General features: G+C 51.0%; 16 protein-coding genes. 7 read left to right on the forward strand and 9 right to left on the reverse strand.

Annotation, left to right across the window (positions count from 1 at the left end; genetic code table 11):
- The first annotated feature begins 68 nt into the window (after positions 1 to 68).
- Together HV127_RS23770 and HV127_RS23775 are read left to right on the forward strand one after the other, a co-directional pair.
- On the forward strand, positions 69 to 1640 hold the full coding sequence (locus HV127_RS23770) for a carbohydrate porin (protein ID WP_182239215.1): 1572 nt from the start codon (positions 69 to 71) through the stop codon (positions 1638 to 1640).
- Between the two features lie 133 nt (positions 1641 to 1773).
- Positions 1774 to 3384: an FAD-NAD(P)-binding protein gene (locus HV127_RS23775; protein ID WP_182239217.1), complete on the forward strand. Its 1611-nt coding sequence runs from the start codon at positions 1774 to 1776 to the stop codon at positions 3382 to 3384.
- 193 nt (positions 3385 to 3577) lie between these two features.
- Here the strand turns inward: HV127_RS23775 and HV127_RS23780 are convergent, their stop codons facing one another.
- Positions 3578 to 3727 carry a hypothetical protein gene (locus HV127_RS23780; protein WP_182239220.1) on the reverse strand — a complete coding sequence of 50 codons (150 nt, stop codon included), beginning with the start codon at positions 3725 to 3727 and terminating at the stop codon, positions 3578 to 3580.
- A 407-nt stretch (positions 3728 to 4134) separates the two neighbouring features.
- Between HV127_RS23780 and HV127_RS23785 the strand changes: the two genes are divergently transcribed.
- Positions 4135 to 5019, forward strand: coding sequence for an SDR family oxidoreductase (locus tag HV127_RS23785; RefSeq protein WP_182239222.1), 885 nt, complete (start codon positions 4135 to 4137; stop codon positions 5017 to 5019).
- Positions 5020 to 5150: 131 nt separating this feature from the next.
- Here HV127_RS23785 and HV127_RS23790 read toward each other — a convergent pair whose 3' ends face one another.
- Complete coding sequence (locus HV127_RS23790; protein ID WP_110273955.1) at positions 5151 to 5786, reverse strand: carbonic anhydrase; 636 nt, start codon at positions 5784 to 5786, stop codon at positions 5151 to 5153.
- Between the two features lie 235 nt (positions 5787 to 6021).
- On the opposite strand from HV127_RS23790, the gene HV127_RS23795 reads away from it, so the two are divergent.
- Entirely contained in the window at positions 6022 to 6651 is a 630-nt protein-coding gene (locus HV127_RS23795) for a LysE family transporter (protein WP_182239224.1), read from the forward strand.
- Between the two features lie 45 nt (positions 6652 to 6696).
- Here the strand turns inward: HV127_RS23795 and HV127_RS23800 are convergent, their stop codons facing one another.
- Complete coding sequence (locus HV127_RS23800; protein ID WP_112216996.1) at positions 6697 to 7467, reverse strand: DeoR/GlpR family DNA-binding transcription regulator; 771 nt, start codon at positions 7465 to 7467, stop codon at positions 6697 to 6699.
- A 91-nt stretch (positions 7468 to 7558) separates the two neighbouring features.
- On the opposite strand from HV127_RS23800, the gene HV127_RS23805 reads away from it, so the two are divergent.
- From HV127_RS23805 to HV127_RS23815, 3 genes are read left to right on the forward strand one after another with little or no spacing between them, the layout of a single operon-like run.
- On the forward strand, positions 7559 to 7942 hold the full coding sequence (locus HV127_RS23805; protein WP_182239226.1) for a VOC family protein: 384 nt from the start codon (positions 7559 to 7561) through the stop codon (positions 7940 to 7942).
- A gap of 30 nt (positions 7943 to 7972) precedes the next feature.
- Positions 7973 to 8611 carry a CatA-like O-acetyltransferase, family 1 gene (locus HV127_RS23810; RefSeq protein WP_182239228.1) on the forward strand — a complete coding sequence of 213 codons (639 nt, stop codon included), beginning with the start codon at positions 7973 to 7975 and terminating at the stop codon, positions 8609 to 8611.
- 9 nt (positions 8612 to 8620) lie between these two features.
- Positions 8621 to 9007, forward strand: a complete 387-nt coding sequence (locus HV127_RS23815; protein ID WP_182240798.1) for a GFA family protein — start codon at positions 8621 to 8623, stop codon at positions 9005 to 9007.
- 3 nt (positions 9008 to 9010) lie between these two features.
- On the opposite strand, the gene HV127_RS23820 is transcribed toward HV127_RS23815, so the two are convergent.
- The 6 genes from HV127_RS23820 to HV127_RS23845 all read right to left on the reverse strand — a co-directional run bounded on the left by HV127_RS23820 (position 9011) and on the right by HV127_RS23845 (position 16517).
- Positions 9011 to 9523, reverse strand: coding sequence for a DUF1543 domain-containing protein (locus HV127_RS23820; protein WP_182239230.1), 513 nt, complete (start codon positions 9521 to 9523; stop codon positions 9011 to 9013).
- A 215-nt stretch (positions 9524 to 9738) separates the two neighbouring features.
- The gene (locus tag HV127_RS23825) at positions 9739 to 11037 is read right to left on the reverse strand and encodes a PTS transporter subunit EIIC (protein WP_182239232.1); all 1299 of its coding nucleotides are present in this window, start codon (positions 11035 to 11037) and stop codon (positions 9739 to 9741) included.
- Positions 11038 to 11043: 6 nt separating this feature from the next.
- Entirely contained in the window at positions 11044 to 11733 is a 690-nt protein-coding gene (locus tag HV127_RS23830) for a 6-phosphogluconolactonase (RefSeq protein ID WP_182239235.1), read from the reverse strand.
- Between the two features lie 16 nt (positions 11734 to 11749).
- Entirely contained in the window at positions 11750 to 13072 is a 1323-nt protein-coding gene (locus HV127_RS23835; RefSeq protein WP_182239237.1) for a 6-phospho-beta-glucosidase, read from the reverse strand.
- Positions 13069 to 13824, reverse strand: coding sequence for a MurR/RpiR family transcriptional regulator (locus tag HV127_RS23840; RefSeq protein ID WP_182239239.1), 756 nt, complete (start codon positions 13822 to 13824; stop codon positions 13069 to 13071). The genes HV127_RS23835 and HV127_RS23840 overlap by 4 nt, the downstream gene beginning before the upstream one ends.
- A 287-nt stretch (positions 13825 to 14111) precedes the next feature.
- Entirely contained in the window at positions 14112 to 16517 is a 2406-nt protein-coding gene (locus HV127_RS23845; RefSeq protein WP_182239241.1) for a membrane-bound PQQ-dependent dehydrogenase, glucose/quinate/shikimate family, read from the reverse strand.
- Between the last annotated feature and the right edge of the window lie 278 nt (positions 16518 to 16795).

The raw sequence follows: 16795 nt of genomic DNA on the forward strand, positions 1-16795 counted from the left end.
TGGCACAGTAATATGTGCTCTGCACCCCTGTGTTCAGAGCACCGCTTCCTCCTGTACAGGTATTAATAATGAAAGCCTATATGCTTACGCTCTGTGCACTGGCTTTGCCAGCGCCTGCCCTTGCGACGGATACAACCTTAAGTGAAATTAACGCCCGACTGGAAAAGCTTGAGGCGGAATTAAAGCAGTCGCGAATACAATTACAAGATGCCAGCAGAAAAATTGATAATGCGGAAAAAAGAGCCGCCAGAGCCGAGCAAAATGCCGCTCGCGCAGAAGGGCGATTGCAAGCCGTTGAACAAAAAACCGATGCAGACCTTACGTTAATCAAAAGTCAGTCAGCCGCTAGCACAGAAAAAAAAGACGATCGCTCGGAAATAATATTTGGCGGCTATGCGAGAACGGGGATATTGACCAGCAAAGGTACCACCAGCACCGTCGGCCCTTCTCTGACGCCAGCGGGAAGCACCGGGGGAAGCGTTGGTCGCCTTGGCAACGAATCCGACACCTACGTCACTGCTGACATCAACTATCGGCGTCAATATGACAATAATAGCCAGCTGCGTTATTACATGAAAATTGCCGAATGGGATAAAACCTATAATACCGACAGTTCATTTAATGGTCAGATGAACGTGCGTCAGGCGTTTGTGGAAATGAGCGATATGCCCTCGTTCAGCGGCGCATTCAAAAATGCCACGCTATGGGCCGGGAAACGTGAAGACCGGGATAATTTCGATATTCACTGGCTCGACTCCGACATGATGAATTTAATCGGTACCGGGGCCGGCATTTATGATGTGAACTTCTGGGGCGATATTAAGACCAACCTGGCGGTTTACGGACGTAACTTCAATGATATTGATACGATGGAGAACGTTGAATATAACAACATGACCGGGGCTGATAACACCTATATTCAGAATTATACCTTCTCGCTCAATAACCGCCTGGATAACTGGCAGTGGATGGTCAACGGTCTTTACTCGCGGGATAACGATAAGCGGATTAACGACGGACTGGCCACAGATAAAGCCGCCTCGCGTGGCTTTAACACCATGCTGGCTTATCATGGCGACAGTTTCTATGGCCTGCGCCCCGGCCTGACTAAAACGGTGCTGCTTTATGGCCGCGCGCTAGGTGCGGAAGTGCGCGGGCCGGGTTCCGACGGTTACCTGATTGATCCGGCCTGGACGGTGAAATTTGCCTCTTACGGCATTACTTCGCTCACCGATAGCCTGAGCCTCGCGCCCCTGGTCGTCGCTCAGAGCAGTAATAATCGCTATATCGATTCCGACCATTACGACTGGGTGACGCTTAATGCCAGAGTGATCCAGCAAATTAACCAAAACTTCGCGCTGCAATATGAGACCAGCTATCAATATATGGATATCGATCCGAAAGGCTTTAACGGCAATAAAGCCGCCAGCGGCAGTTATTACAAGCTCACCTTTGCCCCGACCTTTAAAATGCAGAACGTGACGGACTTTTTTGAACGCCCGGAAATTCGCTTCTTTGCGACATGGATGGCCTGGGATAAATCGCTGGATAATTACTCTTCCACCGATACCTTCGGCAGCGCCGGTTACCATGGCGCCGGGACGCTCTTCTTCGGCGCTCAGCTCGAAACGTGGTTCTAAAATCGGCTCCTCTTCTGACTAAACTTCGGAAGAGGAGTCTCTGAATTGGCCTCTATCACCATTTTCGACCACACTAAATCTGCGTAAGGACAGCGAATCTATGTAACATCAACACAACAGCGGGTCATTCCAGATGAAAAAAATTGCCATCATCGGCGCGGGGCCTACCGGAATTTATACCCTGTTTGCACTCCTTAAACACCACGAACCGCTGGACGTATCGATTTATGAGCAAGCCCATGAAGCGGGCGTGGGCATGCCCTACAGTGATGAAGAAAATTCACGCATGATGCTGGCGAATATCGCCAGCATTGAGATCCCGCCTATTCTGTGCACCTACATCGAGTGGCTAAAAGCCCAGGACAAGGCGCACCTTGCGCGCTATGGTGTAGATTATGACGCTTTGCATGATCGTCAATTTTTGCCGCGTATCCTGCTAGGCGAATACTTTCGCGACCAGTTTATTGGGCTGGTTGCGCAAGCTAAAGAACGAGGCTTTCGGGTGCAGGTTCATGAATCCTGCGCTGTCACCGACCTGCAGGCCACCGCGCAAGGTGTCAGGCTGTGGGCCGAAGGCGAGCAAACAGCAGACGTTTTCAGTCTCGCAGTAATCGCCACCGGCCACGTGTGGCCTGCGCAAGAGGAGTCGACCCGAACTTATTTTCCCAGCCCGTGGTCTGGCCTGATGGAAGCCAACATTCCGCCCTGTCGGGTGGGGATTATGGGCACCTCGCTCAGCGGGATTGATGCAGCAATGGCCGTCGTCGTTCAGCATGGCAGATTTACTGATTCGGACGATGGAGCGCTGACCTTCAGGCTGGATGATGACAGCAAGGCGCTCAATATTGTGTTGATGTCCCGCTCCGGCATTCTGCCCGAAGCCGATTTTTACTGCCCTATTCCCTGGGAGCCACTGCATATCGTCAGCGAAAGTGCGATCGAAAAAGAGATCGCAGCGGGTGCCGACGGCTTACTCGACCGGGTATTTCAGTTGATGGCGCAGGAAATCAAACTGGCCGACCCGTGCTGGAGCGAGAACATCGCCCTTAACGCGCTGGACGCCGACAGCTTCAGCGAGGCGTGGTTTCAAAAACGCCAGCAGCGCAATCCATTTCACTGGGCACGGGCGAATCTCGACGAAGTTGAACGTCATAAGCGAGAGCGTTACACCGTGCCCTGGCGCTACGTTATTTTGCGGCTACACGAAGCCGTTCAGGAGATGGTTCCGCATCTCAACGATCGGGACCGCGAGCGCTTCAGCCGGGGCCTCGCCCGGGTGTTTATTGACTGTTACGCCGCCATTCCCTCCGAGTCTATTCGCCGGCTACTGGCGCTGCGCGAAGCCGGCATCATCAGCATTCTCGCTCTGGGGGCGGATTATGAGTTATCAGTTGAGCAAGATAAAACGCAGATTATTAGCCACGATAACCGCTATATCTATGATGTGTTTATCGATGCGCGGGGGCAGAAACCGCTCAAAACTACCGATCTCCCCTTTCCACATTTAAGAAAGCAATTACTGGCGACCGGCGATGATATTCCCGACGTCGGGGACGACTACACCTTGCAGGAACCGGCTGAGGTGCGTGGGCGCATTGCGTTTGGCGCAATCCCCTGGTTGATGCATGACCAGCCGTTTGTCCAGGGCATCACCGCCTGTGCAGAAATCGGCACGGCGATAGCAAAAGCAATATCGCAACCGGCGAGCCGCTCACGCAGGCGTTTGCCGTTGATTGACCTTTAATTTATCCGCCGTCGGAGGACGGCGGCTTTTGGTTAGGGTAATAGAGGTAGCAACCCGGAAACAACTGGCACCAGGCTTGTAAAACACAAATCAAACCTGCTGATATTTGTGCTTTACAGGCCGGGCAAGGGGCAGCCACCTGACAACAATAGGCACACTATCTCAAACAAGTGAGTTCATCAGCCTCGGCGGATTAGCGCTTTTCAGGCCGGGGATGATAAGGATCTTTTTTATGATCTTCGCTGTCGTCTCTTTTGCGTGGGATTTCCCCCTGCTCGCGCGGGTCTTCTTTCGCCGGATGCCGCCCCTGCTTATCGGGATCGGCTGGATTGTGAACAGACATAGGTTTCTCCTGTATGCGCTATCGCCTCGGGACCACTTTTATTTCCCGCAGTCCCCCGATTAATATTCAGTTTGTCTCATAAAGTCTGATCGCTAATATCTATTTTCACAACTGCAATAATTCGCGAATCGTCCGAGAATAATATTATTCATTTCACTCTTAGCGGCTTAAATATATCCAACCCCTGATAAAACCCGACCTGACTATTCCATGCAGCTTCGATAGAATAGTCCTAAAATTCACAACACCTCTGCGCCGTCACAATTCAAAAAAATTTCCCGGCAATCAGTGAATTACCGTCAATCATTCAGTGAATTAACAAAATGAAAGCGTTCATTTATTCACCACTTGAGTTTTATGCGCTGCCTGAGGGCCTATCCTTAACCCTTTACCACGAGGAGGTCAGTATGAGCGACGACGCTAAAAATACCGCGAAGTATCCCCGTCCCCCCTTTATTGAGCAGCCACAATCGCCGCCGGGTTTAGCCGAAGAGATGAAACCAGCGCCGGACCACGGCGAATTGAGCTATGTCGGATCCGAACGCCTGGCGGGTAAACGAGCGCTAATTACCGGCGGTGATTCCGGGATTGGCCGGGCGGTGGCTATCGCCTTTGCCCGAGAAGGCGCGGATGTCGCGATAAACTACCTGCCGGAGGAAGAATCTGACGCTGAAACCGTCATCGCCCTGATTCAGGCTGAAGGACGCAAAGCCGTGCCCATTCCTGGTGATATTCGCAGCGAATCTTTCTGTGAAGCCCTAGTGGAGCAAGCCGCCAGCGAACTCGGTGGGCTGGATATTCTGGTCAATAACGCCGGACGCCAGCAGTATTGTGAATCGCTGGAAGATCTCTCAACTGAGGATTTTGACGCCACCTTTAAAACCAACGTCTATGCGGCCTTCTGGATAACCAAAGCAGCCCTGCGTCACCTTAAAAAACACAGCGCCATTATTAATACCTCATCAGTGCAGGCCTTTAAGCCAAGCCCCATTCTGCTGGATTATGCGCAAACTAAAGCCAGCCTGGTGGCATTTACCAAATCTCTCGCTAAGCAACTGGGTCCGAAAGGGATTCGGGTCAATGCCGTTGCACCCGGTCCTTACTGGACGGTGCTGCAATCCAGCGGCGGGCAGCCTGATGAGAAGGTGCGCCAGTTTGGTGCCGATACCCCTCTGGGTCGCCCTGGCCAGCCGGTGGAGATTGCCCCGTTGTACGTCACCCTCGCCTCTGACGCCTGTTCCTTCACTTCCGGCCAGGTCTGGTGCTCGGACGGCGGCGACGGCGTGCTATAAGCCGGATGCAATGGAGCGCTCACGAAGCAGCGCTCCATTATGGATACGCAGAAAAAATGAAGTTTGATAGGCAAGGGATACCGAACAGGAAGGCGTGACTCACAGGGCCTCCGTGCCCTGAAAAGAGAGATTTACTCGAAGAAAACGTCCGGATTTTCCGACAGCGAAACGAAGTTTTTGCTGTTTTTATCCAGCGCACGAATATCACCGCTTTCAATATCGTAGAACCAGCCGTGCAGACGCAGGGTATTGTCGCGCAGGCCAACGGCGACCGACGGATGGGTTTTGATATTATTCAACTGGGCGATGACGTTTTCCTGCACCATCCCATTCACCTTATCGGTCTCATTCGCCCAGGTCTTTTTATCAACCACCGCTTTGGCCGCATCGGAATAATGCAACCAATGGGAAACTGCGGGCATCGTATCCAGACACTGACAGGTCGCGATCGCTTTCATCGCTCCGCAGTTGGAGTGGCCGCAAATTACAATATCGGTCACGCCCAGGGCGACGACAGCGTACTCGATAGTGGCGGAAACCCCACCCGGCTCCGGTCCGAAAGAGGGAACGATATTACCGGCATTACGAATAACAAACAGCTGACCCGGATCCTGCTGAGTCACCAGCTCCGGCACCAGGCGGCTATCCGAACAGGAGATGAACAGCGCTTTGGGATTCTGGCTGGACGCCAGGCTACGGAAGAGCTCTTTACGTTGTGGGAAGATCTCTTTTTGGAAGTTGAGGAAGCCCTCAATGATATGTTGCATAGCAGTGTCTCTTTTCTCTGTTTTAATGACGATATGACAAAGATCACATTTAGCCAGTGTATCACTGAAGAGCAGAATGGGAATCGTTATTCGAAAATGGCCTTAAGAACGCACTCAAATTGCCGATACAAAGCGTGGTGACATTGCGGCAAAGATTGTTTATTTTTTCACTAGAAAACAATTATGAGCGAAGGTCATTGATGACTTCAGCACTAAACATTAATCGGGAGCGTTTATGTTTTTATCCAGCCTGATGGCCATTGCCGCGGTCCTTATCGTGGGCGTGATAAGCCCGGGACCGAGCTTTATTTACGTCGCCCGCAATGCGGTGGCCCGTTCACGCCTTCATGGCCTGGTCACCGCGCTGGGGACCGGTACCGGCGCAGCTATCTTTTCGATTATGGCAATGATGGGTCTACAGAAGTTTTTGACGGCGGTACCAGAGATGTTTATCGGCCTGAAGGTTGCCGGAGGCCTGTATCTGTTGTGGTTAGGCTATAAAATCTATCGCGGTGCAGCGCAGCCGATGGATTTCGCCGCCGGGGGCATGGCAGCAGAACATTCGCTGTTGAAAACCTTCCGCGACGGTCTTTATACCCAGCTTAGCAACCCGAAAACGGCGCTGGTCTTCGCCTCTATTTTTACCGCCCTGCTGCCAGAGCGAATCCCGGTAGCCTTTTACTATATCGTACCGCTAATGAGCTTTCTGATTGATGTCAGCTGGTATTCACTGGTGGCCCTGGTACTCTCTTCCGCCCGGCCGCGCAGCGTCTATCTGCGTCTGAAGCACAAAATCGATATCGTCACCGCCACGGTACTGGGTGCGCTGGGATTGCGCCTGATAGCGACCTCGCTGTCGAAATAACCTCATGGCCCGAGCGCACTCGCCGCTCGGGCTAGCGCTTCCCGCTTAAACGGTATAAATACGAATATCGTGCTCGCGGAACGCATCGCTATATTCACGACTGACATTCTCTTCCACCACCAGCACATCAATGTCGCCGCTTTCGACCACCACAAAGCGCGCCACCGCGGGGATCTTATCCGAAGTCAGGCCCACGATGATTTCGCTGCACTGTTTAATAACCGCTTTTTTAAACTCACAGTCGGGAAAATCAAATCCCGTAAGACCAGACTCCGGAGCCATAGCGCAGCCGCCGATAAAGCCCTGATCAAACAACATCCCCTGGATCTGCGCCACGGCGGATGCCCCCACGCAGCCGCCGGTAGCCCGTTGGATCTGGCCGCCCAGCATTACCACGTCATACAACGGTTTCTTGAGCAGCACCGCGGCGATCTCCGGAGAATTGGTCACTACCGTTAGCGCCAGCTCAACAGGCAGCGCCTCCGCCATCGCCAGATTAGTGGTGCCGGTGTCGATAAAAATGCAGCCGCCGGGCTTAACCAGCCTTGCGCACTTCTGCGCGATCCTGCTTTTTATCGCCGTATTCTTATCCTTGCGCTCGCTGTAGTCTCCCGACTCAGGCAGAGTCATAACCGCCCCACCGTAAACCTTCTTGCAAAAACCCTCTTTGCTAAGTTCATGTAAATCACGGCGAATTGTGTGTTCTGATACGCTCAGGCGGCTGGCCAGCTCAGCGCAAACCACCCTACCGTTTTCTTGCAGGATCTGGCAAATCAACGCTTGTCGTTGTTTAGGGAAAGCAGCATAATCGAGCACAATAACTCCTGGTAAATCTTTATCGAGCAACAAAGTGCATGATCGTGCATTCTGTCCCTGACTGTCAACACACCGTATGAAGAGGTTTGAAATGAAAATTGCCCATATCGCCCTATGGACCCGCCAGCTTGAGCAACAGGCCCGCTTTTGGGTGTCGTTTTTTGAAGGCGAAATAAATGAAAAGTATTGCAGCCAGACTAACCTCGGGTTTGAATCTTACTTTGTCAAAATCGGTGATGATATTGCCATTGAACTGATGACCAAACCGGGTCTGAGCGAGCTGAAACCGGATAATAACCACACCGGTTGGGTTCATCTGGCGATAAGCGTTGACGGTGCGCAGAGAGTCGATGCGCTGGCTAAACGCGCCGAGGCGCAAGGTATCCTGGCCTCTGCTCCGCGTACTACCGGCGACGGTTATTACGAAGCGGTTATCAAAGACCCTGATGGCAACCTGATTGAAATCGTCGCATAGTGTCGGACAAATGCTAAAAAGGAGATGCCCGTGGCCAACTATCGCGTGATCGATAAACAAAGCTGGCCGCGAAAAGATCATTTTGATTTTTATCGCGGTTTTGCCAATCCCAGTTTTAACCTCTGCGTACCCTTGGAAGCACAGCGGTTATATGAGTGCGCAAAAGACCGCGACGTCTCTTTCTTCCAACTGGCACTCTATGCGCTGGTTCGCGCGGCAAACGGGGTACCACAGCTTAAACAGCGCCTGCTGGGCGACGATATTATCGAATATGATGAACTGGCGGTGATGACGCCGGTGATGACCGCTCAGGAAGGGTTCCGCCAGGTATGGTGTGACAACGCCGCCGATTTTAGCACCTTCAGCCGGGCAGCGACGCCGAGCATTAATGCCGCCAAACACACCGCTCCGGCTCCGCTCATTGTCAAAGGCGAGAACTTTTTCTGCGCCAGCTGCCTGCCGTGGCTGCATTTCAGCGCGATTACCCACGCTGAATACTATGTTGGCGCGGCGGTTCCCGCCCTCACCTGGGGTAAGCTAAAAAACGGCATCATCCCGGTAGCAGGCAAGTTTAATCATGCTTTTGTCGACGGCCTGCACGCCAGCCGCTTCTTCGCACGAGTAGAAGAAGGCTTTGCTGACCCCGACACGCTGTGGCAGCCACAATAGAGGGATATGATGAGCAAAACGCTAACCGGCGGCTGCCTGTGCGGCTATATTCGCTTCAGCGCCGTTAACCCAGTCAGCCCGCACAGCTGTTCTTGCGATATGTGTCAGAAACATACCGGTGCTCAGACGGCAGTGTGGCTGGAGTTCACAGCCAAAGACGTCAACTGGACCGGCGATGGCGGCGCGCCAGCAACATGGCGCTCGTCACAGAACACCTGCCGCGCCTTTTGCCCGCGTTGCGGCAGTTCACTGGGGGCCATTGATGACGGCCCGGTTATCGCCCTGCTGACCGGCGCGTTCGACCAGCCTGATAATAAAACCTTTGCCCCTGAGTTCCACTCATTTGAGGACATGAAGCCGTCATGGTGGCGGCAGATATGCCCTGATGCCGAATAATGATTAACCGGCTACCAGGCCAATCGGCTGGTAGCCCTGCCATTCTGGTTTCGGAGCCACACCTTTGGCGTTGGGCGTGAGATGGAGATACCAGTCGCCAACCTTTTCCAACAGTAGGCAATCATCCACTTCTTTAAGATTGTCTTTATGCTGCTGATCGACACCACAAAGCAGCTTTTGCAACGCTTTGTGCTTCGCGTCTTTCACATCATGTGCGACAAAAAGATCGAATTCATGTAACTCCGCCAGCGTGTCCGGGCGATAGCCACCAGCATTCACAAAAAATAACTTCACATCACTGGATGACGGTTCTTTTGCCAGCGTCACGTCATAACCATCAGCCCAGCTAATACGGCTGTAGCCATCAACATGAATTTTATCCGCATCACCAAACCACGCCTGACGTAACGCAGGCCAAGCCGCCTCCGGCGTCTCTGCCACCACAAACTGAATATCATGCACTTCAATATTCGATTTCCCTGCATTGCCGCCAACATAAAACATAAACAAGTTCACATTACGCTCCCTGGGCCATTCACCTTCGTTATGTACAATACTATATAGCGTTTTCTACGCGTATCCTACTTGTATCACTGGTTTCAGGGGAGAAGTAAAAAGTAACTTAGTGCCTTATAAGGGACAACATGATGAATAAAACGCTAACAGAAGGTCTGTGCTGTGCGGTTCAGCCCGCTCCCCGGCTCAGCATTGCCTGAGCCGGGATTTATAATTTAAACCTGCGCCTCTTCACACTGGCTCTCTTCGTGAAGGTATTGTTTATCCAGCACCTTGATGAACGGTAAATAGATAGCAGTGGCGATAACCAGATTAACCGCTTGTAACACTACGCCTGAAATACCGGTGGTCAGAAAGCCGGAAATAAATATTGGCGTAGTCCAGGGAATAGAAATACCGGAAGTCGGCGGCACCCAACCTATCGCGATAACAATATACGTCAGCGTACAAAGTACAATCGGCGTGACCAGGAACGGAATCAGCATCAGCGGATTCAGTACTATCGGCAAACCGAAAATAATCGGTTCATTGATGTTAAATATCGCTGCCGGAGCCGCAAGTTTCGACAGCTGCTCTAATCGCGTACTTTTGGCAACCAGCCAAATAGCGATCAGCAATGCGCCGGTAAACCCCGTCCCCCCAGCAATTAAATATACATCCCTGAACTGCTGAGTGATGATATTGGTGGCCGCTAATCCTCCCTGCGTCTGCGCCAGATTTTGTGCGCTGAGCGTTTGCCAAATCGGCCCCATCACCGAGGTCACAATCGAATCACCATGAATCCCGAAGAACCAAAACAGGCTAATCAACATCTCGGCAATCAATTGAGAAAAAATCGAGTTGCCCAGATATAACAGCGGTTCTTGCAGCATCACGCTGATAAATTTGCCCGGTGTGCCAAAATGCGTAGCCTCAAACAGTACCTTGACGATTATCCAGAACAGCAGAACAATCAGAATAGGCACCAGCGATTTAAACGACTTAGCAATTTCAGACGGTACGCTCGCGGGCATCTTAATAGTAAAAGTTCTGTTTTCAAGAAACTCGATCATCTTGATGGTGACCACCGTGACGATAATCCCTAAAAACATCGACTCAGAGCTAAAATCGACCAGCGCATACGCAGCTGAAACAATTTCACCTGAATCGGTGGTAATACTCCCTGGCGACATTAAGAAAAAGATAGCGATTGGCAAAATAGCGGTGCTTTGGCTCAGCTTGAGCTTTTCAACCAGTTCTTTTGAAAACGTCACAATCACTAATAGCGTCATCAATCCATAGCTGGCATTAATACCGTAATTGAGTTTATCTAACGTCCCCTTCCCTAATAGCGAAGTCATAAATTCGCTATAACCCGGGACAGGGAAATTGGTCAGTAAAAGAAAAAAGGAACCGACAATCAAAAAAGGTATCAGAGCAATGAATGCACTTTTTAGTGCCGACAAATAGATGTTTGACGATATTTTCTCAGCTAATGGCAACATCCTTTTTTCGAGTAAAGAGGTTATGCTCATAGGCAGTTATCCTTGCAGATCTTTTGTAATATAGTAATGAACCTGAGGGAATTTTTTAATATAAACGGCGGGTATATTGGTATTGAGTGCATCACCATTGACAATATCCTGATAGACGCCTTTTTTGTTTTCGTTGTTAATAATCACAATCACTTTTTTAGCTTTAACGATCTTATTCAGGCCCACGGTGATGCCTTCGGTCAGGGACACATCGCCAGAAAAATATTTGCTACTGGCGACCTTAATGGTGATGTCATCCAGTTCGGTCTGCAGATAGTCTGCATCAAACGTCACGCCGGGTTCGTTCAAGCCAATGTGCCCGTTCATTCCCACACCCAGAATGACATAATCAAATTCCTGCTCCTCCAGAGCCGCGTTATACATGGCGATATTCTGTTCCATCGCGGCAAAAGGATCGAAATGCACCAACTTCACCGGATGCTGGCACTTATGTACAAAATCCGCGTTAATCATGCTCAGACAACTACCGTCCAGATCGCTTGGGACGTTGACCCACTCGTCGAGAGCAAAAAAAGTATGGTCTTTGGCAATAGTGGTTGCTGCCAGGGCATCATATATCCAACGCGGCGTACTTCCTGACGGAATCAAGATACGTGAATTCGGCTTAAGCTCGGCTAACTCGCTAACCACCTGCGCGGCAAGCGCAGGGTTATTGCTAAAGGTTGTCGTTTTCATCAGAAAGCTCCCGCGATTAAAGTGATTCAATTTTTTTGGCGAACAGCGGTAAATACTTTTTATTGGCCAGCAGCATCTCTTTGACTAATTCAATGCCGCGGTTATCGCTTGAGCATAAGGGGTTAAATACAAACGCAGATATGAGTGTGGAGTAATCGCCAGTCGCCGCGGCCTTAACCACCTGAGCCTCATAATCTTTCATCATTGAAACAATCCCTTTGGCTGGCGAAGGAATTTCGCCGGTACAAATCGGTATTGGTCCGTTGCGGGTCAGCACGCAATTCACTTCAACCACCGCATCGAACGGTAAATTGGTGATGGCGCCATTATTACGCACGTTGACCGCCTGGATGCTTTTATCATCCAGATAAATAGCCCGAATGACATTTAATGCGGCAGTGGAATAGAGCGCCCCACCTCTGGCCTCCAGCTCTTTAGGTTTCTCCTGCAAGGATTCGTCACTGTATTTTTTAAACAGTTCAGCTTCAATATTTTTAACCACTTCTCCACGCGACAGTTCAGCCGCATTCTGCTCAGCAAGCAGCTCTTCCGTTTTGATGTAATACTTCAAATATGAAGAGGGAATAAGATTAGTGGCGGATAACAACTCGTGATTAAACTGCTCGTTATTCACGTTTTTGAAGCCAAGTTCGTCAACATCAGAAGCGTTCATAATATCAATCACTTTATCAATGCACTCTTCGCCTTTATGAAGAATTTTGGTGATAAAGTTCATGTGATTGGAACCTTTAAACTCAACGTATAGATCATCCACATTGACGTTCAGCAGCTCGGCGACTTTATGCGTCATATTGATAGGGCCATTACACAGCCCGATAACCCGATGATTGTTACTGTATTTCAGGACGGCTTCCGTGACCATTGAGGCAGGATTGGTGAAGTTAATCAGCCAGGCGTCAGGGCAGATTTCCTTCATCTCGTTAGCAATCTCGATGATCACCGGGATGGTGCGTAAGGCTTTAAACATACCGCCCGCGCCGTTCGTTTCCTGACCGATGAAACCGTATGACTTTGGTAGCGCTTCATCAATGATTCTGGCGTCGATGCCCCCTACGCGTAGCTGCGTAATGACGAAATCAGCGCCCTGCAGCGCCGCTTTACGATCGAATGTCTGGGTGATTTCAATCGCTAAACCGACTTTCGCCAGCATCCGTTGGGTCAGTTGGAAAATAATATTCATTTTCTCTTGCCCCATATCCACATCAACGAAATCAATGTGCGAAATAGGCAGTTGAGCATGATTTTTTATCACCCCTTCAATTAATTCCGGTGTATAGCTACTCCCTGCCCCGATCACCACCAGCTTAACTTTTTTCATGAGTCTTCTACCTTAGAATTGAATTTTAGCGACACTTTCCTGACGTTTGATAAATGGAAAAGCATGATATCGACGATCGCTACCTGAATCGGGTAGCTAATATTTTCAAATACGCTGTCTTTTATAATCGCGTTTTTATAGATCAATACGGCATCGGCCTGACGAGCCAGCGTCGAATTTTGCCGACTGGTGATCGCTGCTACCTTGACCCCATGTTTTCTGGCGTTAGACATTATCTCGTCTAACATCTCCGACTCACCGCTATTTGACACAATTAACACGCAGTCGTCAGGGGTAAGAAAGCGGCTACGCACGTTGCAATTGGTATAATCCGTTTCGTTAAGAATATTAAAACCGAGCACCATCAGGTTATAGCTGACGTAGCGGGCAACGCTGTCCGACGTCCCGTACCCCCAGGTAATAATCGTATTGCAGCCGCATAAAAAATCACAAAATGCTTGTACTTTTTTCTCTGAGACCCGGGTTAAGGCATCCTGTACTTCCTGCATATACTGACTAACAAATGCATGATGCTGCTGGGAGCTATTGGACATCGAGAAAGCATCACGAATATCAACCTTAAACTCCTGATAGTTGTTGAAGCCTAATTTTTTCACCAGTTTTGAAATTGACGGCGCGGTGGTATATACGCGCTCCGCCAGCTCATGAATTCGCATTTCATAAACGTCTGCGGGGTTCTCCTGACAGAATTTGTAAATTCTAAGCTCATTGCTGGTTAAATCTTTGCGCATGAGGTGTACCTCTACGTAAATGCTGAGCGTGCACAGCATTGGCTTTCGAAAAAAATCTTAACAAGTTAATGTCGGAAATAGATTTTATGTTTTAGAAATTAATTTCCGTGATCTAGGTTATAAATTTCCTTAAGAAGACTTTTCCTGTCACCGTTTTACAGGCAGGGAGATCGCTGAAATTGCGTTCAGTAGCCAGTGCAACAAGCACAAAAAATCCGCAAACGGGTTAACGTTTGCGGATTCTGACTTCACCATGAGGTGGTTCAGTGATTTATAACCGGTAAGCGCTACTCTTCCAGCGCGTAAGCGATGATATCATCACCAACGTCCGGCGAGTGGCTGGCGCCGCCTGCGGAGATCACCACATACTCTTTCCCGGTCTTCGGTGACTTATAGATAAGCGGAGCCGCCACGGCACCTACCGGCAGACGAGCGCGCCACAGCTCTTTACCGGTCGAGGAATCCAGCGCGCGCAGGTAGTTATCCTGAGTCCCGGCAAAGAACACCAGCCCGGAAGCGGTTGAAGTCGGGCCACCCAGCGTTGGCATACCCAATGGGATATGCAGATGCGTTTTCAGGCCCAGAGGACCAGTATCCTCAACCGACCCCATCGGCACCTGCCACATCAACTGACGGGTGTTGAGGTCAATCGCGCTCATGGTGCCAAACGGCGGCGTATTGCACGGCACGCCCAGCGCCGATTGCAGAATGTCAATCCGCACGCCGCCGTAAGGCCCGGCAACCTGCGGACGCACGGTGCCCATAAACCCCGGAACTTCGTCGGTGGAGACTTTATATTTCGCCATATCCTCCTGACGCACCAGCGACATTCTCAGAGGCATCCGCATGTCGTTGACGAACAGCGTACCGGTGCGCTCATCGATGGTGATACCACCCCAGTTCATACCGCCCAGCAGACTGGGCCATTCAATATAGGGCTTCTCTGACGGCGGAGTATACATCCCCAGATACGTCGATTCTTTGAAGTCGATACGGCACATCAACTGATCAAACGGCGTGACGCCCCACATTGATTTCTCGGTCAGCGGCTCAACGCCCAACTGCGGCATTTCGGTGGAGAACGGCTGAGTCGCCGAGAGATGCTCACCTTCTGCGCCATCGTGAGCAACAGGCAGCTCTTCCACGCGGGTCACCGGCTTGCCAGTCCGACGATCAAGGACGTAAATCTGCCCGGTTTTGGTCGTCTGGATCAAAACCGGAATCTCTTCGCCCTTGTCATTTTTCATATGGAACAGCACCGGCTGCGATGGCAGGTCATAGTCCCAGATATCGTGATGCACGGTCTGGAAGACCCACTTTGTCTCCCCGGTGCTGGCATCCACCGCCACGACGGATGAGCCGTATTTCTCTTTAGCCTCGTTGCGATCGCCGCCCCAGTAATCCGGCGGACCGTTACCGGTTGGTAGATAAATCAGGTTCAGCTCTTTATCAAAACCCGGTACCGTCCAGACGTTCGGCGTTTCGAGGGTGTAGACACGACCTTTTTCCGGGTCGGTAATGTTTTCCGGCTGGCCCACGTCCCAGGCCCAGACCACTTTACCGGTACGCACGTCAAATGCGCGCACCACGCCAGACGGCTCGCCGTGAACAATATCGCGCACCCAGCCGCCAAGCACCGCAATGTGCCCCATGATCACCGGCGTTGAGGTCGGGTGATAGCGCTTGCTGTTTTCGGTATTGTCCATGCCCTGTTTCAGATCAACGCTGCCGTGGTCGCCAAAGTCATCGCACAGTTCGCCGGTTTTGGCGTTCAGCGCGATCAAGCGTGCATCAACGGTAGAGATCAGAATACGTTGCGGGCACTGTTGCAACGCCGGACTGGACTTCTCTTCCACACTCAGCGAATCGTCGCTCTGCACATCGTAATAACCCACGCCGCGGCAGGTCACGTGTTCAGCGGTCTGCGCCTGCGGGTCAAAACGCCAGCGCGGTTTGCCGGTATCCGCATCCAGCGCGGTGACAACGTTTAGCGGCGTGCAAGAGTACAGCGTGTCGCCAATTTGCAGCGGAGTATTTTCATCGACGCCAATCCCGGCACCGGTAAGACGCCGTCCGGTATGCGCGGTCCAGGCCACCTTCAGGTTTTTGACGTTCTCCGGGGTGATGTCATCATACGGCGCGAAGCGGGTACCGGACGCATCGCGACCAAAGAATTCCCAGTTATCGCTTTTCGACGCCAGCGTTGGCGTTTTGTCATTGCTCGCTTTTACCACCCCGTTATGAATGCCACCGTGCGGGTAAAACGCCGACACCAGCGTCGCCAGCAGTACGAGGAAAATCGCCGACGCGCTCCAGTTGGCGTAGCGCACCCGAGCGCGTTTCACCGGCAGCGTGGTCGCTAGCCACAGCGCCAACATCAGCATCAGCGCCGGAACCACCAGGCGTGGGATCAGGCCCCAGTAGCTGAACTGCACTTCATACAGTGCCCAGCACAGGGTTAACAGGAAAGTCAGAATAGCGAAAGGGAGAACATATTTACTGCGGGTGATAAAGCCGACGGCGATAAGCAGATAAGCCACACCGGCTAGCAGATACCAGGCGCTACCGCCAAGAGAGAGGAGTTTGCCGCCCCAGATAGTGAAAAAAAGCCCTATGCCAAAGCTTAGGAGTACAAAGAGTAACCGGTAGACGGTGAAGAAAATCCCTCTCCCGCTACCTTGTCGTTCGTCCATATTTCATCCCATACGACGTCAGTCGAAAAAACCAAAACATTTATTTTAAACAGTGCCTTATCGAGATGATAAAAGCACAGACCGCATATCATGTTGGTTGGACGCTCCAGACCAGAGCGAAGAACGTAAGAAATCATATGCATTTGTAAATGTTATGTAAAATTATACAGCATTAAATGTTTAAAATTTTTTAATTTATAAAAGTAAGTTGATAGTCAAAACCGTTTTAAGCGCTATGAGGGAGTATCGAAATGAAGAGGAGACGGCGATGATGAAAG

The organism is Klebsiella sp. RHBSTW-00215, assembly GCF_014103785.1.
Lineage (GTDB): Bacteria > Pseudomonadota > Gammaproteobacteria > Enterobacterales > Enterobacteriaceae > Klebsiella.